The organism is Candidatus Binatia bacterium (assembly GCA_035631035.1).
GTDB lineage: Bacteria > Eisenbacteria > RBG-16-71-46 > SZUA-252 > SZUA-252 > DASQJL01.
Genome location: DASQJL010000076.1, coordinates 56,259 through 81,097, shown reverse-complemented (window position 1 = coordinate 81,097; position 24,839 = coordinate 56,259). Strand labels below are relative to the sequence as shown.

Annotated in this window: 18 protein-coding genes; all 18 read right to left on the bottom strand. The window is 70.8% G+C overall.

Annotated elements, in window-relative coordinates; all coding sequences use genetic code 11:
• The coding region (locus VE326_08520; protein ID HYJ33250.1) for a type II secretion system protein at positions 1–363 on the bottom strand (363 nt) is incomplete at its 3' end.
• Between the two features lie 38 nt (positions 364–401).
• Positions 402–806, bottom strand: a complete 405-nt coding sequence (locus tag VE326_08515; GenBank protein HYJ33249.1) for a type II secretion system protein — start codon at positions 804–806, stop codon at positions 402–404.
• Between the two features lie 259 nt (positions 807–1,065).
• A complete protein-coding gene (locus tag VE326_08510) occupies positions 1,066–2,454 on the bottom strand; it encodes a sigma-54 dependent transcriptional regulator (protein ID HYJ33248.1) in 1,389 nt (462 codons plus the stop codon).
• Positions 2,455–2,480: 26 nt separating this feature from the next.
• A complete protein-coding gene (locus tag VE326_08505) occupies positions 2,481–4,199 on the bottom strand; it encodes an ATP-binding protein (protein ID HYJ33247.1) in 1,719 nt (572 codons plus the stop codon).
• 6 nt (positions 4,200–4,205) lie between these two features.
• Entirely contained in the window at positions 4,206–5,429 is a 1,224-nt protein-coding gene (locus VE326_08500; protein HYJ33246.1) for a type II secretion system F family protein, read from the bottom strand.
• A gap of 28 nt (positions 5,430–5,457) precedes the next feature.
• Entirely contained in the window at positions 5,458–6,537 is a 1,080-nt protein-coding gene (locus VE326_08495; protein ID HYJ33245.1) for a type IV pilus twitching motility protein PilT, read from the bottom strand.
• A gap of 18 nt (positions 6,538–6,555) precedes the next feature.
• Positions 6,556–8,253: a type IV-A pilus assembly ATPase PilB gene (gene pilB / locus VE326_08490; protein HYJ33244.1), complete on the bottom strand. Its 1,698-nt coding sequence runs from the start codon at positions 8,251–8,253 to the stop codon at positions 6,556–6,558.
• A 346-nt stretch (positions 8,254–8,599) separates the two neighbouring features.
• Positions 8,600–9,070, bottom strand: coding sequence for a helix-hairpin-helix domain-containing protein (locus VE326_08485; protein ID HYJ33243.1), 471 nt, complete (start codon positions 9,068–9,070; stop codon positions 8,600–8,602).
• A gap of 9 nt (positions 9,071–9,079) precedes the next feature.
• Entirely contained in the window at positions 9,080–11,245 is a 2,166-nt protein-coding gene (locus tag VE326_08480; protein HYJ33242.1) for a hypothetical protein, read from the bottom strand.
• The gene (locus VE326_08475) at positions 11,235–11,780 is read right to left on the bottom strand and encodes a hypothetical protein (GenBank protein ID HYJ33241.1); all 546 of its coding nucleotides are present in this window, start codon (positions 11,778–11,780) and stop codon (positions 11,235–11,237) included. The genes VE326_08480 and VE326_08475 overlap by 11 nt, the downstream gene beginning before the upstream one ends.
• Positions 11,781–11,856: 76 nt before the next feature.
• Positions 11,857–12,705, bottom strand: a complete 849-nt coding sequence (locus VE326_08470; protein HYJ33240.1) for a PHP domain-containing protein — start codon at positions 12,703–12,705, stop codon at positions 11,857–11,859.
• Positions 12,702–14,471 (bottom strand): tetratricopeptide repeat protein, encoded by a 1,770-nt coding sequence (locus tag VE326_08465; protein ID HYJ33239.1) that lies wholly within the window; start codon positions 14,469–14,471, stop codon positions 12,702–12,704. The genes VE326_08470 and VE326_08465 overlap by 4 nt, the downstream gene beginning before the upstream one ends.
• A gap of 21 nt (positions 14,472–14,492) precedes the next feature.
• Positions 14,493–16,034, bottom strand: coding sequence for a glutamate formimidoyltransferase (gene ftcD, locus VE326_08460; GenBank protein HYJ33238.1), 1,542 nt, complete (start codon positions 16,032–16,034; stop codon positions 14,493–14,495).
• Positions 16,035–16,099: 65 nt separating this feature from the next.
• The gene (gene hutI / locus VE326_08455; protein ID HYJ33237.1) at positions 16,100–17,377 is read right to left on the bottom strand and encodes an imidazolonepropionase; all 1,278 of its coding nucleotides are present in this window, start codon (positions 17,375–17,377) and stop codon (positions 16,100–16,102) included.
• The gene (hutU, locus tag VE326_08450) at positions 17,374–19,086 is read right to left on the bottom strand and encodes a urocanate hydratase (GenBank protein ID HYJ33236.1); all 1,713 of its coding nucleotides are present in this window, start codon (positions 19,084–19,086) and stop codon (positions 17,374–17,376) included. The genes hutI and hutU overlap by 4 nt, the downstream gene beginning before the upstream one ends.
• A 48-nt stretch (positions 19,087–19,134) precedes the next feature.
• Complete coding sequence (gene hutH, locus VE326_08445; GenBank protein ID HYJ33235.1) at positions 19,135–20,691, bottom strand: histidine ammonia-lyase; 1,557 nt, start codon at positions 20,689–20,691, stop codon at positions 19,135–19,137.
• Positions 20,688–22,784: an ATP-dependent DNA helicase gene (locus VE326_08440; protein ID HYJ33234.1), complete on the bottom strand. Its 2,097-nt coding sequence runs from the start codon at positions 22,782–22,784 to the stop codon at positions 20,688–20,690. Before VE326_08440 ends, hutH begins: the two co-directional genes overlap by 4 nt.
• Before the next feature lie 30 nt (positions 22,785–22,814).
• Positions 22,815–24,839: an NAD-dependent DNA ligase LigA gene (ligA, locus tag VE326_08435; GenBank protein HYJ33233.1), complete on the bottom strand. Its 2,025-nt coding sequence runs from the start codon at positions 24,837–24,839 to the stop codon at positions 22,815–22,817.

Here is a 24,839-nt window from a genome sequence, read left to right as displayed (position 1 = left end):
GAAGCCCTGGATCGTGTAGCCGGTCGTCGAGACGACGCTCGTGCCGATGATGCCCGAGGCCGCCGGAGCGACCCACGTCCACGCGTCACGCGCGCCCGAGAACGGATTCACCGGGTAGTTGCCGCCCGGCATGTTCGCCTTGACCGCCGCGTCGTTGCCGGCCACCGGGTAGGTGCCCGTGTTCTTCACGGCGAAGTCCTCGATCGCCAGCTGGAAGCTGTGCATGTTGGCCTTCACGCTGCCCTCGCGGGCACGGTCCTGCATGGCGACGAAGTTCGGGATGGCGATCGCAGCCAGAATTCCGATGATCACGACCACGATCATGAGCTCGATGAGGGTGAAGCCCTTGTCGTTGCGAAGCATGGCACCTCCGATGGATGGGTGTGTACCGCCGCGAATCATCAACCGTTCGTCAAGTTCAGGGTGAGCAGGGCCGTCTTCCCGTAGCCCTGGATGTTGTAGCCGGCCGTGGAGACCACGCTGGTGCCGACGATGCCGGCTGCCGCCGGGGCCACCCACGTCCACGCGTCGTGCGCGCCCGAGAACGGATTCACCGGGTAGTTGCCGCCGGGCATGTTCGCCTTCACTGCGGCGTCATCTCCGGCCACCGGGTAGATTCCGCTGTTCTTCACGGCGAAGTCTTCGATCGCCAGCTGGAAGCTGTGCATGTTCGCCTTCACGCTGCCTTCGCGTGCGCGATCCTGCATGGCGACGAAGTTCGGAATGGCGATCGCCGCGAGAATCCCGATGATCACGACCACGATCATCAGCTCGATCAGGGTGAAGCCCTTCTCGTTGTGAAGCATCCAACCACCTCCTCCGCGATACCGGTCCTCCGTGACCGCCTTGCGTCCTTCAGGCATCGATGCCCGGCGTTATCGCAACCGCCATGCCACCGAGGCCGCAAGGGGGCGGAGCCGCCGCAAGGACGTGGCGCGCAGCGGATTTGGCGGCGGGCCGGATCGGACCAGAGGGCCGCGGAACTTGCGGATCACGCGTTCTGCACGTGCAATCTCGCGGTCGACACAAAATGCACGGCGCGCATCGCGACCGCCCCGTTTCCGATCACATCGCTTCGCGCACCTCGGCCGATTCCCGCTCGGAGAGGAGTCCGTACGAGAGAAGCTTCCGGTACAGCGTGGACGGGTTGATTCCCAGGATCTCCGACGCGCGCTTCTTCTGGCCGCCGGTGTAGTGCAAGACTTTGAGAATGTACTCCCGCTCCAGCTCGTCCAGCGTCAGCGTCGGATTGTCGATGACCAGGCTGCCGCGTCCCTTGGCGCCGGCCAGGACGCGCTCCGGAAGGTCCTCCGGCGTCAACACGCCGTCGTCGCTCAGGATCACCGCCCGCTCGATCACGTTCTCCAGCTCGCGGACGTTCCCGGGCCAGTCGTAGTTGAGAAGCGCATCGCGGGTCTCGCGGCTCAGCGTCTTGGGCTCCTTGCCCTGCGTGAGCTTGCCCAGGAAGTGGTCCGCCATCTCCTCGATGTCCTCCTTGCGCTCGCGGAGCGCCGGGAGGCGGATCTGGATCACGTTGAGGCGGAAGTAGAGATCGGCGCGGAATCGGTTCTCGGAGACCGCCCGCTCGAGATCGGCGTTGGTGGCCGCAATCAGCCGCACGTTGATCTTGCGGGGCTTGGTGCCGCCCACCGGGATGATCTCCCGCTCTTGAAGGGCGCGAAGGAGCTTCACCTGGGTCGCGGGCAGGGTCTCCCCCACCTCGTCGAGGAAGAAGGAGCCCCCCTCGGCCACGGCGAGGAGCCCTTCCTGGTCCCGGACCGCCCCCGTGAAGGAGCCCTTCACGTGGCCGAAGAGATTCGATTCCAGGAGGTCCTTGGGCAGGGCGCCGCAATTGATGGAGACGAACGGCCCGTCGGCGCGGCGGCTCAAATAGTGGATCCGCTTCGCGATCAGTTCCTTGCCGGTGCCGCTCTCCCCCACGATCAGGATCGTCGAGTCGGAGTCGGCCACCTTCTCCACCAGCTTCAGCACCTTCTGGATCTGCTCGCTGTGCCCGATGATCTCCTTGGCGTCGTCGGTGCGCTTGAGCTGCCGCTTCAGGAGTACGTTCTCCGACTGGACCCGCCGCATGGCGAGGGCGTTCTTGATGACTAGGCGGATCTCGTCGTTCTTGGCGCTCTTCTCCAGATACTGGTAGGCGCCGCGGTTCAGCGCCTCGATCGCCGACTTCTGCGACGCGAACGCCGTGCGGATCACGACCGGAACCGACGGATCGATCTTCTTGACCCCCGACAGCACGCCGAGCCCGTCGATCTCGCCCGGCATCTTGATGTCGGTCACGACCACGTCGAAGTTCTCGCCCTCGGCCTGTTCCAGCGCGTCCTTCCCCGAGCGAGCCACGTGGACGTCGTACCCTTCCTTGGTGAGGAGGATCGAGAGGAACTGCACCATGCTCTCTTCGTCGTCTACGATGAGGATCTTCTCGCCGGCCACAGGACCTTCCTCGCTCTAGGGGTTGATCAGGCGGCCCGCGCCACGGTCTTCGCCGGGCGCTCCGCTCGGGGTAGCCACAGCCGGAGCGTGGTGCCCACGCCCACCCGGCTCTCGATTTCCACCGCGCCGCCGTGGCGCTCCACGATCCGGTTCGCGATCGCCAGCCCGAGCCCGGTCCCGCCCAGCTTGGTCGAGAAGAACGGCTCGAACACCTGGCGCAGGTCCTCCGCGCGGATCCCCGCGCCGGTGTCCCGCACCTCGATCGCCGCAAAACCGGAGCGCCCGCGGCTTCGCGATCCGTTCGCCGGGTCGACGCGCACCGTGACGGTGCCGGCGCCCTCGATGGCCTCGAGGGCGTTGATGACCAGGTTCAGCAGCACCTGCTTCGTCTGCTCGAAATCCACCTGCGTCCACACCGGCTTCTCCGCCGCCTCCACCGTCACGGTCTTCCCCGCCCCCATGCTCGGATGCCGGCGCGCGACCTCCGCCGTCTCCCGGGTCAGCGCCGCCAGGTCGACCCGCTCGGTCTTGAGCGGGCGCTCGCGCGCGTAGTCGAGGAGCTCGCGGATGAAGTTGTCGAGGCGCTCCGATTCGCGGACGATCAGCTCGAGCAGCCTCGCGTTCTCCCCCGTCACCTGCAGCTCCCGCTGCAGCACCTCGACCGATCCGGCGATCGGGTTGAGACAGTTCCGGATCTCGTGCGCGATCCCCGCCGAGAGCTCGCCGATCGCGGCCAGCGTCTCGCCGCGGCGGATCCGGTCCTCCAGCGCCTTCACGTCCGAGAGGTCCTGGAAGAGCGCGATGACGCCGCGCCGCCCGCCCTCGGCGTCCACCAGCACGCTCGTCGAGATGCCGAGCGGGACCACGCGCCCCCCGCGCGTCGTCACCCGCGCTTCATGCCGGGCGGCGGGAATCCCGCTCGCCAGGGTCTCGCGGATGCGGGTGTGGAACTCCTCGAATCCCTCGCCCAGCGCCGTCTCGTAGTGCCGGCCCCGCACCTCCGCGGCCGGCCGTCCCAGGATCTCTCCCGCGGCCCGGTTCCAGTGGCGCACCACGCCGTGCGCGTCCACGCTCGCGAGCCCGCTCGAGAGGTTCTCGAGGATCGTCTCGGTGTCGAAGAGCGCCCGCGAGAGCTCGGCGCGGGCTTCGTCCAGCGCTCTCCGTCCTTCGCGAAGGGTTCGCCCCAGCGCGCCGCCGATCGCCCCCACGACGAACAGGAGCGGCAGGTACAGGATCAGCCGGAGCTTCAGGGCCGACTCGCTGAGCCGCTCCGTCAGGCCGTACGAGACGGGCGGGAGCATCCCCCCGCGCTCGGCCGCGTAGAGCACCGCGTACGCCACCGCCGACGCCACCGCGAGGAGCATCCCCCCCTGCACGCTCAGGAAGACGCCCCCCAGGAGCGGCGCCAGGAGATAGAGCGGCACGAACGGGCTCGACGCGCCTCCCGTGAACAGCAGGAGGTAGCTGATCACCGCCACGTCCACGATCAGCTGCATCGTCAGGAGCGACCGGAGCGGCGCCCCGCTCTTCGCGGCCCGGTGGTACGCGATCGCCAGTCCGGCCGAGAGCGCCACCAGGAACGACAGCGGCACGTTCTGGGCGGGCTCGGCGATCCGGTCCGAGAACGCGGCCGCCATGGCCGTGACCAGCGTGATCAGCGCGATCCGGCCGACGATCACGGCGCGGACTTCGCGCCGCAGCGCCTCGTCCGGCCCCGGCACGAGCGGCGGGCGCGTGAGCTCCATGGGTTCCTAGTGCCCGCTCGCGACCACGTTGATCAGCTTGAACATCGGCAGGTACATGGCGATGACCATGCCGCCCACGACGCTGCCCATGAACACGATCATGATCGGCTCGATCAGCGAGGTCAGCGCCTCCACGGCGGTGTCCACCTCGTCGTCGTAGAAGTCGGCGATGCGCGTGAGCATGTCGTCCAGGGCTCCCGTCTCTTCACCCACCGAGATCATCTGCACGACCATCGGCGGGAAGACGTTCGAGACCCGGAGCGGCGCCGCGATCGTCTCTCCTTCGCGGATGCTGGCCCGGGCCGCCATGATCGCTTCCTGGATCACGCGGTTGCCCGACGTGCGGGCCGTGATCTCCAGCCCGGTGAGAATCGGAACGCCCGAGGAGATCAGGGTGCCCAGCGTGCGCGTGAAGCGGGCCACGGCGCCCTTCCGGATGACGTCTCCGAGCACCGGGATCTTCAACAGGAACCGGTCGATCGCGATGTGTCCCTGCTCCGTCCGGTAGTAACGCTGGAGGCCGACGAACGTTCCCACGATGCCGAGCAGCATCACCCACCAGTAGGAGCGGAGGAACGACGAGAGCCCCATGACGATCTTGGTCGGAAGCGGAAGCTCCGCGCCGAAGCCGGTGAACATCTTGGCGAACGTGGGGATGATGAAGATGAGCATGAAGGCGGTGGCCAGGATGGCCACGGTCATGACCACGGCGGGATAGACCATGGCGCCCTGGATCTTCCGCTTCAGCGCCTCGGCCTTCTCGATGAACGTGGCCAGCCGCTGGAGGATGTCGTCCAGGATACCGCCCGCCTCGCCGGCCTCGACCATGTTGACGAAGAGCTCGTCGAAGACCCGGTTGTTCTCCTTCTTGGCGAGCGACTCGGCCAGGGTGTTGCCGGCCTCCACCTCGCGCATGACCTGCGCGATGATGGCGCGGAAGTTCTCCTTCTCCGTCTGCTTCGAGAGGATGTCCAGGCACTGCACCAGCGGAAGGCCCGCGTTGATCATCGTGGCGAACTGGCGCGTGAAGATGGCCAGGTCGCGCGTGGACACGCCGGTCCCGAACTTCGGAAGGCTGAGCTTGACGTCGCCCTTCTTCTCCCGGACCGACGTGATGATGATCCGCTTCTTCCGGAGCGCGGCGAGCGCCTCTTCCTGACTGTCGAGCGTGAGCTCGCCGGTCTGGATCTCCCCGCCGGTGGTCCGGCCTTTCCATACGTAAACGGGCATCGCGGCTTCCCCCTCGTTCCCGGGCGGCCTAGGCGGTCACGTGGACGCCGACCTTCTCGAGCATCCCTTCAAGCTCCTTGACGTCGGTGCTCCGGCCGAGCGCCTCGTCCAGGGAGATCAGCTTGTTCACGTAGGCCTGGAAGAGCGCCTGGTTCATCGTCTGCATCCCGTGCTTCGTCCCCGCCTGCATCAGGCTGTAGATCTGGTGGATCTTCCGCTCCCGGATCACGGCCCGGACCGCGGGGGTGCAGATGAGGAGCTCGGAGACCATGACGCGCCCCGGACCCTTGGCCCGGGGAATGAGCTGCTGCGTCATGACGCCCTCGAGCACGAACGCGAGCTGCGAGAGGATCTGCTGCTGCTGGTTCGACGGGAACGCGTCCACGATGCGGTTGATCGACTCGTACGCCGAATTGGTGTGGAGCGTCGCGAGCACCAGGTGCCCCGTCTCGGCGATGGTGAGCGCCGCGGCGATCGTCTCGAGGTCGCGCATTTCTCCGATCAGGATCACGTCCGGGTCCTGGCGCAGCACGTACTTCAGGGCCGTGACGAAGGTGGTCGTGTCGGAGTTGATCTCGCGCTGGTGCACGATGCACTTCTTGTGGTGATGGACGTACTCGATCGGGTCCTCGATCGTGATGATGTGCCCGGCCCGGTTGCTGTTGATCAGGTCGATCATGGCGGCCAGGGTCGTGGACTTGCCGCTCCCGGTCGGTCCGGTAACCAGCACCAGCCCCTTCTGCTTCGTCGTGAAGTCCCGGACCGTCTTGGAGAGCCCCAGCTGCTCGAACGTCAGGATCTCGTAGGGGATCTGGCGGATGGCCATGGAGGTCACGCCGCGCTGCAGGTAGACGTTGGCGCGGAAGCGCGAGAGTCCGGGCACGCCGAACGAGAGATCCAGCTCCTTGGTCGTCTCGAAGCGCTTGCGCTGCTCCTCCGTGAGCACGCTGTAGGCGAGCTGCTGCGTCATCTGCGGGGTGAGCGGCGGGTGCGACATCGGAACGATCGATCCGTCCACGCGCACCTGCGGCGGCACGCCGGCCGAAATGTGCAGGTCCGACGCCCGCATCTTCGTCATCTCATCCAGCAGTTGCCGAAGCGAAACCATCTCCCCTCCCCGGGTGGCCTAGCGGTCGGACGCCGTCTCTTTCAAGACCTCTTCGGCCGTCGTAATTCCTTTCTTGAGCTTGATCAGCGCGTCCATGCGCAGCGTGAGCATTCCTTCCGCCACCGCTTGCTTCTTGATGTCGGCGGTGGAGGCCCGGTCGAGGATCTGATCGCGGATCCGGGCGCTCATCGGCATCACCTCGTAGACGCCGACGCGCCCCTTGTAGCCGGTGTTGCTGCAGTCGACGCAGCCCTTCCCCTCCTTGAAGCTCTCCTTGCGCGCGTCCTCGTCGGAGAGGCCCAGCTCGCGAAGCGCCTCGGGATGGAGCTTCACGTCGGTCTTGCAGGAGTTGCACACCTTGCGCAGGAGCCGCTGCGCCATGATCAGGTTGGTCGACGACGAGACCAGGAACGGCTCGATCCCCATGTCGACCATGCGGTTGATCGTGCTGGGCGCGTCGTTGGTGTGGAGCGTGGAGAGGACCAGGTGGCCCGTGAGCGCCGCCTTGACGGCGATGGAGCCCGTGTCGATGTCGCGGATCTCGCCCACCATGATGATGTTGGGGTCCTGGCGCAGGAAGGCGCGGAGCGCCGCGGCGAAGGAGAGCCCCACGTCGTCGTTCACGAGGACCTGGTTGATCCCCTCGAGGTTGTACTCGACCGGGTCCTCCGCGGTCATGATGTTGACCTCGGGGACGTTGATCTTCGAGAGCGCGGAGTAGAGGGTGGTCGTCTTGCCGGAGCCGGTCGGCCCCGTCACCAGCACCATGCCGTAGGGCTGGGCGATCGCGCGGGAGAAGTCGGTGTAGGCCTGCTCCTGGAACCCCAGCTTGCTCAAGTCGATGTTCAGGTTGCCCTTGTCCAGGATTCGCATCACGACCTTCTCGCCGAAGATCGTCGGGAGGCTGGAGACGCGAAGATCGATCGTGCGGCCGAGGAGGCGCAGCTTGATGCGCCCGTCCTGCGGCACGCGCCGCTCCGCGATGTCCAGCTCGGCCATGATCTTCAAGCGGGAGGTGATCGCGGCCTTCATGCGGAAGGGCGGCGACATCATCTCGTAGAGCGTGCCGTCGATGCGGAAGCGCACGCGCAGGCTCTTCTCGTAGGGTTCGATGTGGATGTCGCTCGCTCCCTTGCGAACCGCGTCGGAGATGAGCGAGTTCACCAGCTTGACGACGGGCGCCTGCTCCGCCTCGCCGATCAGGGCCACGTCCGGCGTGTCGTCCGGCGACTCGTCGATGACCTCGATCTCGTCGTCCAGCCCCCTCATGACCGTTTCGAAGGAGGCTGCGGAGTCGTAGGCCTTGTCGATCGCCTTCTTGACCGCCGACTCGGGCGCGACCACCGGCTGCACCTCGCAGCCGGTGATGAACTTGATGTCGTCGATGGCGAAGATGTTGGACGGGTTGGCCATGGCCACGGTGAGGCGGCGTCCGGCGCGCGCGATCGGAACCACCTGGAACTTGCTCGCCACGTCCGACGGAAGCAGCTTCACCACGGAGGGATCGGGCTGGAAATTGGAGAGATCCACCGCGGGCACGCCGTAGAGCTCCGCGAGAAACTTCGCCAGATCCTCCTCGCTGATCGCGCCCAGCTTGACGAGAGCGGCCGTGAGATTGCCGCCGCCCGTCTTGACCTGCTGCTGCGCTTTCTGGAGGTTCTCGGGCGAAATGAGACGCGCTTCCAGCAGCTTGAGACCGACGTTCTCCTGCTGCACAGACGTATCCCCTCGGTTGTGTCGCGACGGTGCGTTCGTATACGGAGGGAGTCTTCGGCGTCCCGGCCCGCGATCTTTCGCGGAACGCGCGGAATCGCGCCGATTTCGGATTCGCAAGAGGGGTGCCACGACCAGCCACGAGGGGCGCGGCCGGGGAAGCGGGCGGCAGCGGCGGGGTTAGATGGGCCGGCCGGACCATGCGCCGCGCCCGGCGAGGCGCAATCCACCGTGCGCCGTGCGAAGAGCATCGTTCAAAATGCCATGTACCGCGCCATGTACCGCGCCATGTACCGCGCCGGCGCGGTCAGCCGCAAACGGCCGACGTGACCACCGGCGCGGAACCGGGCTAGGGTGTCGTAGCAGGAGTCAGAAAAGGCCTGATCTTCTCCAGCGTCTTAGGCCCAATCCCATGGACTCTGAGGAGCCCATCCGGCCCCCCAAACGGCCCGCCCGCCGCGCGCTCCGCGACGATCCGCCCCGCGAGCGCAGGGCCAATCCCGGGCAGCCGAAGCAATTCCGCCTCGCTCGCCCGGTCCACGTCGATCGACGCGGGACGAAGCGGCGCGGCGGCCCGCCGTGCGAGGCGGCTCGCGCCGGGGGCACTCACGGCGGGAACCGCCGCAGCCCCGGCCGAATCGCCAGCCACCGTCGAGGACGCGCGCCCCGACGAGGCATCACGAGCATCGGCCTCCACGAGCGACGCCACGATCTCGTCGAAGCGCTCCCGGTGCTCCCGCTGCCATCCTCGAAACGCGCCGCCCGCAGCCACAGACACCAGCACGAAGACCAGCCCCGCCCGCATCTCCCGGCCCCACATCGCCGCCTCCTAGTCCTGGATGTGCCAGATCACTCCCGCGGTGAGCGCGCGCCCGGGAAGCGGCGCTCCGCGATTCTCGTCGATGAGATAGACGGCGCTCGGCACCGTGGCGTCGAACAGGTTCGTGACGGTGGCGAAGAGACCCGCCGACCCGAAGTCCGCGTGGAGGCGAGCATCCCACGTCGCGAGCGCGGGGGCGGTGAGGATCCCATGTCGGGGGCCGGTGGCGTGCCCGACCAGCTCGAGCTGGAGCGGCAGATCGCCCTGGAAGAAGCTGGCGCGGAGCCCCACCGACGCGTCCAGTCCCGCCCGCGGAGGGGCGCCGGCCCGCGGCGCGAGCCCCTGGGCGCCGCCCCGCAGCCAGCCCAGGCCGCGCGCCGTGAAGGGCCCGAAGGCCGCGTCGCCTCCCGCCGCCGCCTGGAACGCCCAGCCGCTCCCCCGCTCCCGCGCCGCGTCCACGATGAGGATCGTGTCGCCGGACACCGAGCGCTCGGCGGTCCAGCCGAAGTCGTCGGTCACGCGACGCGCCGAGCCGAACGCGTAGAGCTCGACGCCGGGTCGCGCGCGAAACGCCGCGGCGGCGAGCACGCCGCGGAGCGAGCGAGCGCCGAGCGATGCGTCGCCGCCGCGCGCGAGCAGGAGGGTCGGGGCCACGGAGCTCGGCATCGTGTCGACCCGCGCGGGGGTGAAGAGATCCACCATCGTGGGCCGCTCGTGCGCGGATTCGGCGTCCAGGCGGAAGCGCGCCCGCCCGCGCGCGCCCCAGAGGGAGAGCCGTCCATCGACGAGCAAAGGGTCTCCCAGGCGGAAGTCCGCCGCCGCCGCCGCCTCGGCGCCGCCGTCCGGGCCCGCGCGCCGCAGCGTCGCCGCCGCGCGCCCGGCGCGGACGCGCGGGAAGAACGCGGTGTCGTCGGAGCGGTAGTCCACGCGCCGCCGCGATCCGCTCCCCTCGAGCGACCAGGACCATGCGGGACCCGGGCGATGCGCCAGCGAGTCGCGTCCCTCACCCTCCGAGGCGCGCGCTCCGCCGCCGGCGAGCCGCGCCTCGGCCGCGATCTCCGGGAAGGCCCACCGCTCGCGCCCCAGGTCGTAGCGGATCTGGGTCGCCTGCGACTTCCCCGCGCGAAGCGCCGCCGACGCGACCACGCCGCCTCCGGTCCAAATCGCGTGCAGGGTCGCCTCACGCGACGCCCACTCGGCGCGCGCGCGGGTCGGCGGCGTGAAGCCGAACTCGGGGTTCTCATAGCCCCCCGGGTAGTCGGTCTCCATGCGCATCTTGAAGAGCCGCCCTTCCACCCAGGAGCGGAGCGGGCCCCCGCGCGTCAGTCCGGCCGCCAGCGTATAGCGCGTCGAGATGGAGCTCAGGAACGGCGTCAGCGCCTCCGCGGCGTGCCGCACGTACGAGCCCGCGACGCCATTCGCCAGAAGCGGAGACGAGAAGCGCGCTCCCGTATCGAGGAGGTTTCCGGCGCCCTTCCGATAGAGGAGTGCGCTCCGCACGCGGTAGGGCGCCGGCGGATCGGGCATGGCGAGGGCGTCGAACGGGACCGCGCCCGGTCGCGCGAAGAGATCCCCGGCCCCGAGAAGCGCGTGGGGCGCGAGCGAGGAGTCGATCGCGACCTCGTCGAAGGCATCGATGCCGCGCGTCTCCGGAATCTCCCACGCCGTCGCGAAGCCGGGCACGCCGAGCGGATACCCGGATCCGAGCAGGTGCGTGAAGTCGGCGATCGCCGTGCGATCGGTCGCGCGGTCCGCCGCGATCGGCCCCGGATCGGGCGAGACCGGATCGCCGGAGTCCAGGAGCCGCGGCGCGCCGAAGAGCGGCGCGAAGCCCGGCGCGGTCTCGATCCACACGGGCCGGCGCCCCTGGAGCAGCTGTGCGAGCGAAACGTCGCCGCGCTTCCGCAGCATGTCGGCGCGGAGCGTCAGGCCGAGGGTATCGGGCCGCGGCAGCGACTCGGGCGGCGCGGCGCCGGGGAGGTTCCGCACCATCGCGGGGAGGACGACCGTCGAATCGAGCACCGGGACGGCGCCGCCCGGGATGACAGAGGTCGAATCCACGAGCGGCATCGGGCGCGTGACCGTGCTCTCCGCGGGCGCCGCGGACTGGGCCCGCGCCGGCGCCGGGAGAGCCGCGGCGACGAGCAGCGCCGCGAGGAGCAGCCTACGCCGCATGGCTCAGGAGGCGCGGATCGCGGCGCAGCCACGAAACCGCTAGGCCGCCGATGATGGCGAAGATCGCGGTGTTCGAGGCGATGTGCTGCAGCGAGGGAAGCACGCCCAGCGCCAGGGCCGCTCGAAGCGAGCCGAACACGATCCCCTGGGCGAGATTGGTGATCAGGTCGTAGGCCGCGGTCCCGAGGAATCCGCATGCACCGAGGAAGGCGGCGCGGGCCGGGGCGGCCTGAAGCCACGACGCCGTGAGCGCCCGCCGGACCAGCCCGCCCATGGCGCCGATCAGGGCCGCCGCCACGACTTGCGCGGCGAGCACCCAGGGATGCAGCGGGCCGTACGGGTTGGCGACGCTGAAGATGAGGCGCGCCGCGGCGGCCACCCACATTCCCCACCCCACCCCCACGATCACCCCCGACAGGAAGACCGCCACCGAGAAAAGCTCCACGAAGAAGAGAACCGGGAACAGGAGCGGCTTCGCGTAGCCGCACGCGACGGAGAAGGCGATGAGGGCGGCGCTACGGGCGGCGGTGCGCATGGGCCGGGGACAGGGACGCTACCAGAGGCGCGCCGTCGGGCGCAAGGACGCGGTGCTCCGAGGCTGCGGAGGCGGGCTAGCGGCCGGAGGCGGCGGGACGGCGGGCGCGAAACGCTTCGTCGAGCGGCGGCAGCACGCTCTCGGGGACGGGCACCGAGCCGATCGTCACGGAGGGCGTGCGCTCGCCGTGATAGTCCGAGCCACCGGTCATGAGCAGCCCGTGGATCTTGGCAAAGCCCTGGTAGCGCGCCACGGCGTTCGCGTCGTGCTTGGAGTGCCAGACTTCGATCCCGTCGAGCCCGCGCCGCGCCCAGCCGGGGATCAGGTGGTCGCGATTGAGCGTGCCCGGGTGGGCCAGCACCGTGACGCCCCCCGCCTCGCGCACCACGCTCGTCGCCTCCTCCAGGCGCACGACCGCCTTGGCCACGTACGCCGGCCCGTGCGTCCCCAGGAAGCGCTGGAACGCTTCGTTGAAGGTCTCGACGTGGCCTCCGCGCAGGAGCGCTTCCGCCACGTGGGGGCGTCCGAGCGCGCCGCCGCGGGCGATCTCCTCGACGGTCTCGAGCGGCACGCGGATCCCCAGCCCCTTCAGCCGCGCCAGGATCTTCCGCGCGCGCTCCCGCCGCGCGTCGCGGTAGCGGCCGATCGCTTCGACCAGCGCCGCGTCGTGCGGATCGAAGCCGTAGGCCAGCAGGTGCACGTCGGTCCCCTCTTCGTGAACGGAGAGCTCCGCGCCGGGGATCAGCCGGATGCCCGCGGCCTCGGCGCGCGCCGCCGCGGCCGGGATCCCGTCCAGGCAGTCGTGGTCGGTCAGCGCGATCACGCGCAGGCCGTTCCGCTCGGCCAAAGCGGCGACCGCCTCCGGGGCGTCGGAGCCGTCGGAGGCGGTCGAGTGCATGTGCAGGTCGATCGTCGAGCCGGTCACGTTGGATCCTGGGCGCCCGCCAGGCGCGCCTTCACCTCGCGCACCTTGGACGCCACCTTGAGGAAATCGACGTTGAGCAGGTACACCTCCTCGAAATGCTGGAGCGCCTTGTCGAGGTTGCCGAGGCGCTCGTTGGCCAGGCCCAGATTGTACCGGATGCTGATCGTTTCTTCCGGTCCATGTCCGGGAAGCTGCAGCGCCCGGTCCAGCTCCCGCGCCGCCGCGGCGGGCTCGTTCTTCTCGAGATAGCAGAGGGCGATCATCTCCAGGCACTTGAGCTCCATCGGTCCCCCCTTCGAGGCGATCTGGAACTCCTGGATCGCCTCGTCGTGGAGCCCCATCTCCATGTAGGCCATGCCGAGATCGTAATGGCTCTCATGGTCTTCGCCGGAGATGGTGTTCGAGACGCCGGCCTTGAACTCGTCGATGATCTCCTCGAGGTCCACCAGGTTGTCCATGCTGGCGGGCTGGTCGTCCCGCACGCGCACCGAGGCGGCCGGCTTCGGCGTGTCGATGGCGTCCAGGTCGATCCCGGCCGGGGCGTCGCCGTTCATGGCGTCGAGGCGCTGCACGCGGGCGCGCGCGCGGTCATTGCCGGGATTCAGCTCCAGCACGCGCATGAACTCGGCGCGCGCGAGCGGCCACTCCTCGTGCGCCAGGTATACCTCGGCCAGGTCGAACCGCGCCTTCGCCTCGGCGGGCCGATCCTCGGCCTGCGACGTGATGTCGACGAGGCGCCGCAGCGCCGCCTCGTGGTTCGGAATGGCCGTGAGCAGCGACGTGAGCAGCGTGCGTACCTTCGTGAGGTCGCCGCGGAAGAAGGCGAGCTCCGCCGCTTTCCAGAACTCCTCCGCCGCGAGCTCGCGGTTCCCCGCGCTCAGGTAGCCGGCCGCGAGCTCGGCGTGCGTGCCGACGGCGTCCGCCTTCTCCGCGGCCGCCGGCAGGGGCGGCTCCTCGCGGTGCAGCGAGACCACGCCCGGCTCGGGCACCCGAGCGTCCTCGCCCTCCCCCGGCCGCGCCATCTGGTCCAGGTTGAAGCCCGAGGATGCAAGGGCGGACCGGCCGGGAGCTTCCTCCGGGGCATCCGGCGTCTCGACGGCGGGCGCTGACGAGAAGTTGCCGTCCGCCAGGGCCGGAGGCCCGGCGTCCTCCACGGCGAACTCGGGCGTCGTGCCGGGAGCCAGCGTGGAGGCGCGATCGCGGAGCTCGGCCGCCTCGGCGGAGCGGCCCGCCCGCGCGCGGCGGTCGGCGCGGCGGTAGAGCTCCTTGCCGCCGCGCTCGGGCTGGTCGGCGCGCACCGCGATCTCGACGAACTTCTCGGAGAGCTCGTCGTTGTCGGGCGAGAGGCCGAGGACCGTCTCGATCACGTCGAGCGCGGCATCGTGGTCCTGGCGGCGGATCGAGCCCTCGGCGAACTCCAGGTAGTGGATGATCGCGTCGCCGTAGAGCCCCTCCTTGGCGTACAGCTCGCCGAGGGTGCGGTGGATCTGGAGGTCTTCCTTGGAAATCCGGAGGATCTTCTTGCAGACGGCGATCGCGTTCTTGAAGAGCTCGGCCCGGGTGTACTCCTCCACGGCCTGGCGGTAGCGGCGCACCGCCTCCTGCATCGATCCGCGCTTGGCCAGGAGGTCGGCGACCAGGATGAAGTCGTAGGGGTCCTTGTCCCCCTGCGCGAACAGCTTGTCGAACTCGGCCAGGGCGGCGTCGATCTGCCCCTTCTGGATGAGCTGCTGCGCCTTCTTCTTGATCGCGATGTTTCGGTCCACGCCCGGTTCCCCGACCTCGTCCTAGACGGCCGCGGGCGCCGGCATTCGCCGTTGCACGCGTTCGACGCACGCTTCGTGGAGCGAGCGAGCCCGCTCCGCACAGCCGTTCACGCGCTTCAGAAGCCCCGCCCGCTGCGCTTCCGTCACCGACGGCAGGTTGATCTTCACGTTGAGCGCGGCGCCCTCGGCTCCCGCCCGGGCGAGCCAGGCCGCCACCCCCGCGTCGCTGACCGCGTTCTCGTTCCCCGACTCGGCCGCCGTGCGCGCCAATTCCAGCGCGCGCACGCACGCTTCGGCGGTCTGGAGCGGCACCTCGGCCGCCGTGAGCGCCGCGGCCTCGATCGCGCGGGCGCGCGCGGCGACTTCCTCCGGCGTCCGCTGCGAGAGCTTCATCGCCGCGCGATAGCCCTCGAACGCGCGCGCGTCGGCCGCCGCGAGGTCCAGGAGTTCGCGGCGGATCGCCTCGCCTTCACGCTCGACCTCGCGCATGGCCCCCTCCGCCTCCGCGTACTTCTTTTTCCCGATCGTGAGCCGCGCGACCATCGTCGCGAGCGCCCCCGCGAGCGCGCCCGCCACGGCCGAGACGGTGCCGCCGCCCGGCGTCGGCGCGGACGACGCCACCTCGTCCACGAACTCGGGCAGCGCCTGCTCTGCCGCGCCGATCCGGCGCGCCAGGCGGTTTTCGAGGATCTGGTCGCGCGAGAAGCTCTCCAGCCGCAGCGCGTGCTCCGCCACGTCCACGAGCGCGTCCTGGCAGACCAGCCCCACCACCTCGCTGCCGACGATCGGAACGCCGTAGCGCTCCGCCTCGTCCCGGATGAGCGCGAACACGCGGTGCACCGGAGTGCCCCACGTGTTCACGAGATTCATCGAGACCTGGACGATGCCCCGCTCCGCCAGGGCGAACCCCAGCGCCTTCACGTAGCGCAGGCCGCCGGTCTGGAACCGGATCGCCTTGGCGATCCGCTTCGCGATCTCGACGTCCGACGTGCCGAGGTTCACGTTGAAGGCGAGGAGCGGCAGGCGCGCGCCGACCGCCGTCGCGCCCGCCGAGGGATGGATCGCGGCGGGCCCGAAGTCGGGCGCCCGATCCGAATCCGTCCCGATCGCCCGGGCCAGCCCTTCGTATTCGCCGCGCCGCACGTCCGCCAGGTTCTGGCGGTCGGGCCGCGTCGCGGCCGCTTCGTACAGGAATACCGGGATCCCGAGCTCGCTGCCGATCCGCTCGCCGGCGCGCCGCGCGAGCTGGACGCAGCCCTCGAGCGCGGCGGTGCCGACCGGGACGAACGGCAGGACGTCGGTGGCTCCCATCCGTGGATGCTCCCCCCGGTGATGGCGCATGTCGATCAGCTCGGCCGCCTTCTTCACGCCTCGGAGCGCCGCCTCCAGCACGGCCTCCGCTTCCCCCACGAACGTGATCACCGAACGGTTGTGGTCGGCGTTCATCTCCTGGTCGAGCAGGCGGATCGACCGGTCACGCGAAATTTCGGCAGCGATGGCCGTAACTACAGATTTATTTCGGCCTTCGCTGAAGTTGGGAACGCATTCCACGAGCTCGCTCATGCCCTCTCCTGGTCGTTGGCTTGGGGGATCCAAGCGGCGCAGTGGCCGCCGCTTACTCGAGTTTCTTAATGGCAGATCGAGGGGTCGGCGCGGCGATGGACCACCTTCCCCCGCTTCACGGTGGCCCGCGCGTGGTTCCGGCCGTAGTGGTAAGGAATATGCCGATAATCGGGGGCGTCGTAGAGGACGAAATCGGCCTGCCAGCCGGGGGCGATCCGCCCCAGCCTCCGCCCCTCCGCGACCGCTTCCGCGGCGTTGGCGGTGGCGGCCATCCATGCCTCGGCCGGCGTGAGGCGCATCTGCGTCACCGCGAGCGTGAGCATGAGCGGCATCGACGAGGAGAAGGTGCTCCCCGGATTGAAGTCGGTGGCGAGCGCGACCGGCACGCCCATGGCGATCATGTCGCGGGCGCGGGCGTAGGGAAGCCCCAGGGTCAGCGCGGTGCCCGGCAGGAGCACCGCGATCACGCCCGCCCCGGCCATCGCGCGGAGGCCCGGGTCGCTGGCGCAGAGCAGGTGATCGGCGGAGACGGCGGCGACCTCGGCCGCGAGCGCCGCACCGCCGGCATCGCCCAGCTCGTCGGCGTGGAGCTTGGGCAACAGGCCGCGCTCGCGACCCGCCGCGAGGATGCGCCGCGACTCCTCCACGGTGAACACGCCGCGATCGCACCAGACGTCGCAGAAGCGGGCGAGCCCCTCGGCGGCGACAGTGGGGATCATCTCCTCGATGAGGAGCGTGACGTAGTCGCCGCGGCGGTCGCGATAATCGTCGGGAACGTCGTGCGCGCCCAGGAAGGTGGGAACGATCTCCACGCCGTCGTGGGCGGCGGCCCGGGCGAGGGCGCGCAGCTGCTTTCGCTCTTCGGACGTGGCGAGCCCGTAGCCGCTCTTCGCCTCGACGGTGGTGGTTCCCTCCGCCAGGAGCTCGCGGAGCCGGCCGGACACCAGCTCCGCGAGCCGCTCCTCGGAGCAGGCGCGGAGCTGCCGCGCGCTCGCCCGGATCCCGCCGCCCTGGGCGGCGATCGCCTCGTAGCGCTCGCCGCGCGCGCGCGCGTCGAACTCGTTCTCGCGGGTGCCCGCGAAGGGGAGATGGGTGTGGGCGTCCACGAACCCGGGCGCGACGAGACAGCCCGAGCCGTCGAGCACCTCGGCCGCCTCCCGCTCCGGAAAGCGCGCGGCCACGTCGGCGGTGGGGCCGAAGGCGGCGATGCGCCCGTCCACGCAGGCGATCGCCGCGTCATCGAGGAGCAGCGGCCGGTCGAGGTCTTCGCCGCGGAGCGGCCCCGATCCCTCGGGAGCGGTCAGGAGCTGGGCCGCCCCGAGGACGAGCAGGTCGCTCCTCACGATGTGCGGGGGGACGCCCCGGGGATGGAAAGGCGGTTCTTCTTCGCCGTTTCCAAGGCATCGGGATAGCCCGCGTCCGCGTGGCGGAAGACGCCCATCGCCGGATCGTTGGTGAGCACGCGGCGGAGGCGCGCCAGCCCCGATGGTGTGCCGTCGGCGACCATGACGACGCCGGCGTGGATCGAGTTGCCGATCCCCACGCCGCCGCCGTGGTGCACCGACACCCACGAGGCGCCCGAGACGGCGTTCACCAGGGCGTTGAGGATCGGCCAGTCGGCGATGGCATCGCTTCCATCGCGCATCGCCTCCGTCTCGCGGTAGGGCGAGGCGACCGAGCCGCAGTCGAGATGGTCGCGGCCGATCACGATCGGCGCTTCGACCAGCCCGCGCTCCACCAGCCGATGGAGTGCCGCGCCGAAGCGCTCGCGCTCGCCCATGCCCAGCCAGCAGATCCGCGCCGGAAGCCCCTGGAACTGCACCCGCTCCGACGCGAGGCGGATCCAGCGGCGGAGCGATTCGTCTTCGGGGAAGGTCTCGAGCACCGCCTGGTCGGTCGCGGCGATGTCCCGTGGATTTCCGGAGAGCGCGACCCAGCGGAACGGCCCCTTCCCCCGGCAGAAGAGCGGCCGGATGAACTCCGGCACGAAGCCCGGGATCTGGAAGGCGTCGGCGACGCCGGCCTTCACCGCCTGCGCGCGCAGGTTGTTGCCGTAGTCGAACGTGACCGAGCCCGCATCCTGGAAGGCGCGCATGGCGCGCACGTGGCGCCCCATCGATTCGACCGAGCGCGCGACGTACTCCTTCGGCTTCTCGGCGCGAAGGCGAAGCGCGTCGGCGAGCGCCATCCCGCCCGGGACGTAGCCGTTCAATTCGTCATGCGCCGAGGTCTGGTCGGTGACCAGGTCGGGGCGTGCCCCCCGCGCGGCCAGCGCCGGCAGCACGTCGGCGGCGTTCCCCACGAGCCCGATCGAGAGCGCGCTCTTCGCTCGCACCGCCTCCTCGACCCAGCGGAGGGCCTCGTCGATCGAGGCGGTCGCCCGGTCGAGATAGCGCGTCTGGAGCCTCCGGTCCACGCGCTCGGGATCCACTTCGACCGCGAGGCAGATCCCCTCGTTCATCGTGACCGCGAGCGGCTGCGCGCCGCCCATCCCGCCCAGTCCCGCCGTGAGCGTCCAGCGTCCGCGCAACGAGCCGCCGAAGCGCTGGCGGGCCGCCTCCGCGAAGGTCTCGAAGGTGCCCTGGAGGATTCCCTGCGTGCCGATGTAGATCCAGGACCCCGCGGTCATCTGCCCGTACATCGTGAGCCCCTGCGCCTCGAGCTCGCGGAAGGTGTCCCAGTCCGCCCATTTCGGAACGAGGAGCGAGTTGGCGATGAGAACGCGCGGCGCCTCGGGATGGGTCTTCACGATGCCGACCGGCTTCCCCGACTGGACGAGCAGCGTCTCGTCGTCGGCCAGCGACCGAAGCGACCGCACGATGGCGTGGAACGCGGGCCAGGAGCGCGCCGCCCGTCCCGTGCCACCGTAGACCACCAGGTCTTGCGGCCGCTCGGCCACCTCGGGGTCCAGGTTGTTCATCAACATCCGGAGCGCGGCTTCCTGGTGCCACCCCTGGCACGAGCGCGTCGTGCCGCGCGGGGCGCGCACCGGCTCGTCGGGGGGCGTCCCCCGGAGCGGATCCGCGGGCAGCTGTACGTTCGTCGGATTCATCGCCGTCTCCTCACCCAGAACTCCCGCCGCCTTCGGCGGCGGGGCCACTCATTCGAAGGATGCCACCCCGGCCGTGTCCGCCGCCCCGCCTTCGGCGATCCATGCGTCCAGCGCCGCCAGATCGCCGTCCTGCCGCCGGTCTCCCGTGAGCGGCGCCACCCGCTCCCGCACGCCCGCGTGAAGCGCCTCGAGCGGCGCGCTCGATCGGAGGGGTCGTAACAGGTCGATCCCCTGCGCGGCGCAGAGAAGCTCGGCCGCGACGATCCGGCGCACGTTCCGGACGAGGGCCAGCCCCTTGACCGCCGCGTGCATGGCCATGCTCACGTGATCTTCCTGCCCCGCGGAGGTGGGAATCGAGTCCACGCTGGCGGGCTGCGCCAGCATCTTGTTCTCGGAGACGAGCGCGGCCTGAAGATACTGCACGATCATGAGTCCCGAGGTAAGTCCCGCGTCGCGGCTCAGGAAGGGAGGAAGACCGCTCTTGGCCGCGTCGAGGAGCAGGAACGTCCGGCGCTCGGCGATCGCGCCCGCCTCGGCCATCCCGATCGCGAGAAAATCCAGAGCCTGCGCGAGCGGCTGCCCGTGGAAATTCCCCGCCGAGACGATCGTCCCGCTCTCCGGGACGACGAGCGGGTTGTCGGTCACGCTGTTCACCTCGGTGACCAGCACGTCGCGCGCGTAGCGCACCGCCTGGATCGACGCGCCCAGCACCTGCGGCGCGCAGCGGAGCGAGTAGGGATCCTGCACCCGAGGGCAGTCGGCGTGGGAGGCGAGGATGCCGCTCCCCTCGAGGAGCCGGCGCACCGCCGCCGCCGACGCGGCCTGCCCCGCGTGCGGCCGGGCGCGCTGCACCTCTTCGCCGAACGGCTTCACGCTCGCGCGCATCGCGTCCACCGTGAGGGCGCACGCGGCGTGCGCGGCCCGCAGCGTCTCGAACGACTCGGCGAGCGCGAGCGCGCCGAGCGCGGCGGAGGCCTGGGTGCCGTTGATCAGGGCGAGCCCCTCCTTCGCCTGGAGCGTGAGCGGCCGGAGCCCGGCCGCGCGCAGGTGCTCGGCCGCAGCCGAGGCGCGCCCTTCCCGGCGCGCCTCTCCCTCCCCCACGAGCACGAGGGCAAGGTGGGCGAGCGGGATCAGGTCGCCGCTCGCGCCCAGCGAGCCCCGGCTCGGGACGACCGGAAGGATGCCCTGCGCGAGGAGTGCCGCGAGGCGCTCGATCAGCTCGAAACGCACCCCGCTCATCCCCTGGGCGAGGGAATGCGCCCGGAGCGCCAGCATGAGCCGCACCGCCGCGGGCTCGAGTTCCTCGCCGTAGCCCGCCGCGTGGCTCCGGAGCAGATTCAGCTGCAGCTGTTCCAGGTCGGCGTCGGAGACGCGCTCCGACTGGAGCGCGCCGAAGCCGGTGTTCACGCCGTAGACCGCGCGATGCTGCCGCAGCGCGTCGTCGATCAGCGCGCGCGAGGGAGCGACGCGCGCCGCGACCCCGGGCGCGAGCGCCACAGGAGCGCCCGCAGCGATCGCGCGAAGCTCGGCCAGGCCGAGCGGCGCCCCGCCCACCAGGACGCGGGCCGGCGCGGCGGCCGGCGCTTCGGCGCGGGCCGGGCTCACGTAAACCACCGTTCGAGGAGCGTGGCGGCTTCCTCCGGGCTCCGCACCACGCGCGGGGGCATCGGGAGCACGGCCTGGAAGCGCTCCCCGTACCACGAGCGGACGATGCGCGGATCGGCGATCACGGCGGCGCCCCTGTCCTCGGCCGTGCGGATGAGCCGGCCGATCCCCTGGCGGAAGCGGAGCAGCGCCTCGGGCAGCGCCAGATCGCGGAACGGGTCGCCGCCGGACTCCACGATCCGCTCCGAGCGCGCGGCCACGACCGGATCGCTCGGCACCGCGAAAGGGAGCCGCGCGATCACGAGCACCTCGAGCGCCTCGCCCGGAAAGTCGACCCCCTCCCAGAAGGACGCCGTGCCGAGGAGCACCGCTCCGCCGCCCTTCCGGAACGCGCGGGCGAGCGGCCCGGCCGCCTCGCCCGGAACCTGGGCGTACAGCGGAATGCCGGCCTCTTCCAGCGCCGGCCGGACGCGCGCGGCCACGTCCTCCAGCATCTGGTAGGAGGTGAGGAGGACGAGCGTGTTCCGCCGGAGCGTCGTCGCGAGCCGCGTGACGAGCGCCGCGAGCGCGCGCGTGAAGCCCGCATCGTTGGGCTCGGGACCGTCCAGCGCGAGCGTCGCCATCTGGCGCTCGAGCGGAAAGGGAGAGGGGAGACGGATCGCCTCGACCTCGTCGGCCTGCAGTCCCAGCGATGCGGCCGCACGGGCCACGTCGCTCGTGGGCGCGAGCGTGGCCGACGTGAGGAGGGTCCGTTCCGAGAGGGCGAAGATCGAATCGCGCAGCGCGCTCCCCACCTCGAGCGGCCTGCGGTTCAGGCGCGCGCCGCCCCGCTCGTCGCGATCGAGGTAGGACGCCACCTCGCGATCCTCGAGGCGAAGCACCGCGCGGAGCGCCTGGTCCGCCTCGATCCAGCGTGCGAGCCGCCCGCGCGTCTCGTCGAGCGCGTCGTCCGCCGTCGGGCCCGGCCGGAGCGCGTCCCGCTCGTCGGATTCTGCGGCGTCCACCGCGGCTTCGAGCCTGCGGATCAGCTCCCCCATGGCGGCGAGGCAGCGATCCACCGCGAGCGGGCTCACGCGGGCGAGATCGACGCCGCGGGGCCAGAGGGCCGCGGTCACGCCCGGCGGCAGCATCGATTCCAGGTCGCGCGCCATCTCCGCCGCGCTGGCCAGCACCGGGCGGAGCGCGCGGTCGGCCTCGGCCAGCGCCGCGGCGGCCGCCGCGCCCCGGGGGCCGCGCCGAAGCGCGCGCGCCAGCAGGCGGAGCGCGCCGGTCTTCGCGTCGGTGCGCGCGGCGAGACGCGCCAGATCCTGCGCCCCCAGCGAGACGCCGCGCTGCTCCCGGGCGACGCGTTCGAGGTGGTGCGCCTCGTCCAGGATCAGCGCCCCCGACTCGGCGAGGAGCGTGCCGCGCAGGCCCGGATCGGCGAGCAGGAGCGCGTGGTTCACGACGACGAGGTCGGCGCGCCGGGCCTCCCGGCGCGCGGCCTTGGCGAAGCAGCCGGTCGGAGCCTCGCAGGAGGAGCCGGAGCAGACGAAGGGATCGGAGGCGATGTCGGCGAGAAGCGCCGGATGGGCGTGGATGCCCAGCGCGGGAAGCTCGTCCAGCACTCCGGTCGTCGTCTCCGCGATCCACGCCTCGAGGTCGGCGAGCGTGCGGTCGTCCAGCCGGTGCCCCGCCTCGTCCGCGGCGAACAGCCTTCGCTGCGCCAGTCTCGACTGGGCTCGGCGGCGGCAGAGGTACGACGCGCGCCCGAGAAGCGCCATGACCCGGAGGCGCGCGCCGGTCGCCGCGAGCGCGAGCGGGGCGTCGGCGCGCACCAGCTGATCTTGCAGGGCCTTGGTGTGCGTGCTCACGAGGATCGGCCCCGAACCGCTCGCGCGGTGCTCGATGGCGGGGATGAGATAGGCGAGCGACTTCCCGATGCCGGTCGGCGCCTCGACCGCGAGGGTCCCCCCGCGCTCGAGCGCCTCGCTCCAGCGGGCGGCCATCTCGAGCTGCCCCTCGCGGCGCTCGAACCCCCTCTCGCGCGAAAGGAGCGCGAAGGCGGCCAGGACGGCTTCGGAGCGGGAGTGCTGGGCCGTGGTCACCGGCACGGGAGGGGACTCGTCATGGATGGCGATAGCCTACCGCTTGACGCCCGCGCCGTCGAGCGCGGCGCGGAAGGCGGCCTCGTCCCAGACCTCGATCCGGAGCGCGCGCGCCTTCTCCAGCTTGGAGCCCGCGTCCTCCCCCGCGACGACCACGTCGGTCCGCTTGCTGACCGAGCCGGTGACGCGCCCTCCGGCGTCCAGGATGCGGCGCTCCGCCTCTTCGCGCGGCATGGAGAGCGCGCCGGTCAGAACGAAGGTCTTCCCCGCGAAGGGACCCGTATCGGGGACCGCGCGCCGCTCGGGCGCCGTGCCCGTGACGCCGCGCGCGAGGAGCTCGCGGACCAGTTTCCGGCCCGCGGCGCTTCCGAAGTACGCGGCGACGCTCGCCGCGATCTCCGGACCGATCCCCGGAATCTGCTCCACCGTCTCGGCGTCCGCCAGGGAGAGCTTCTCGAGCGAGCGGAAGCGCTCCGCCAGGAGCCGCGCCACCGTGCTTCCGACATGGCGGATGCCGATGGCATGGATGAGACGGTCGAGCGGCGCCTTCTTGCTCGCCTCGATCGCGGCGAGGAGATTGCTCGCCGACTTCTCCGCCATCCGCTCCAGCGGTACCAGCTCCTTCGCCGTGAGGTCGTAGATGTCGACCGGCGTCGCGACCAGCTCCCGGTCCACCAGGAGGTCCACGGTCTTTTCGCCGAGCCCCTCGATGTCCAGGGCGCCGCGGCTCCCCCAGTGGACCAGCCGCCGGCGCACCTGCGCCGGGCAGAGGAAGTTCTCGCAGCGCACCGCGGCCTGCTCGGGATCGCGCGTCAGCGGCTCCTTGCAGACGGGGCACCGGCGCGGGACCGGGAAGGGATCGGAGCGCCGCCGTCCCCCCGGCACGACGCGGACCACCTTGGGGATCACCTCGCCCCCCTTCTCGATGACGACGCGGTCCCCCTCCCGGATGTCCTTCCGCTCCAGCTCGTCGAAATTGTGCAGCGTCGCCCGCTTCACGACGGTGCCGAGGAGGGTGACCGGCGCGAGCATCGCGACCGGCGTGACCACGCCGGTCCGCCCCACCTGCAGCTCGATCGTCTCGAGCACCGTCTCCGCCTCGGTCACGCCGAACTTGTAGGCGATCCCCCACCGCGGCGCCTTCGCGGTGGCGCCCAGCCGCTCCTGCTCGCGCAGGGAGTTCACCTTGATCACGAGCCCGTCGGCGCCGTAGGGGAGCGAGGCGTGCCGGACGGTCCATGTCTCGCAGTAGCGCCGGAGCGCCGCGAAGCCGAGGGCCTTGCTGTTGTCGGGATTGGTGCGGAAGCCGAGTGAGGCGAGACGCTCCAGCGCCTCGAGATGCGTCTCACACCCCTGGGCGCGCGCGTCGGTCATCTGGTAGACGAAGACGCGGAGCGGGCGGAGCGCCACCTGCGCGGTGTCGAGCATCTTGAGGCTTCCCGTGGTGGCGTTCCGCGGATTCATGAAGGTCTTCTCGCCCGCTCCCTCGCGGCGGCGGTTCAGCCGGTCGAACTCCTTGGTCTCCATGTAGACCTCGCCGCGCGCCTCCAGCGTGGCCGGAATCCGAGCGCCGCGCAGCCGGAGCGGAATCGATCGAATCGTCCGGAGGTTCGTGGTGATGTCGTCCCCCTTCTCTCCGTCGCCGCGCGTGAGCCCGAGCACGAACCGCCCCTCCTCGTAACGCAGCGCGACGGCGACCCCGTCCACCTTGGGCTCGATGGCATACTCCACCTCGTCGACGCGAAGGAGCTTCCGCACGCGCGCGTCGAACGCCTCCAGCTCCTCGAGGGAGTAGGTGTTGTCCAGGCTGAGCATCGGGACCTTGTGGGGGACGGTGGGAAACCCGGAGAGGAGTCCGCGCGCCACGCGGCGCGTCGGCGAATCGGCAGTCTGGATCTCGGGGTGCTGCGCCTCCAGCTCCGAGAGCTCGCGCAGGAGCGCGTCGTAGACCTGATCGGAGACGACCGGCTCGCCGAGCACGTAGTAGCGGTGGTCGTGCTCTTCGATCTCCTTGCGGAGGCGTTCGGCCCGCTTCGCCGCCGCGCTCACGCCGGACGCCAT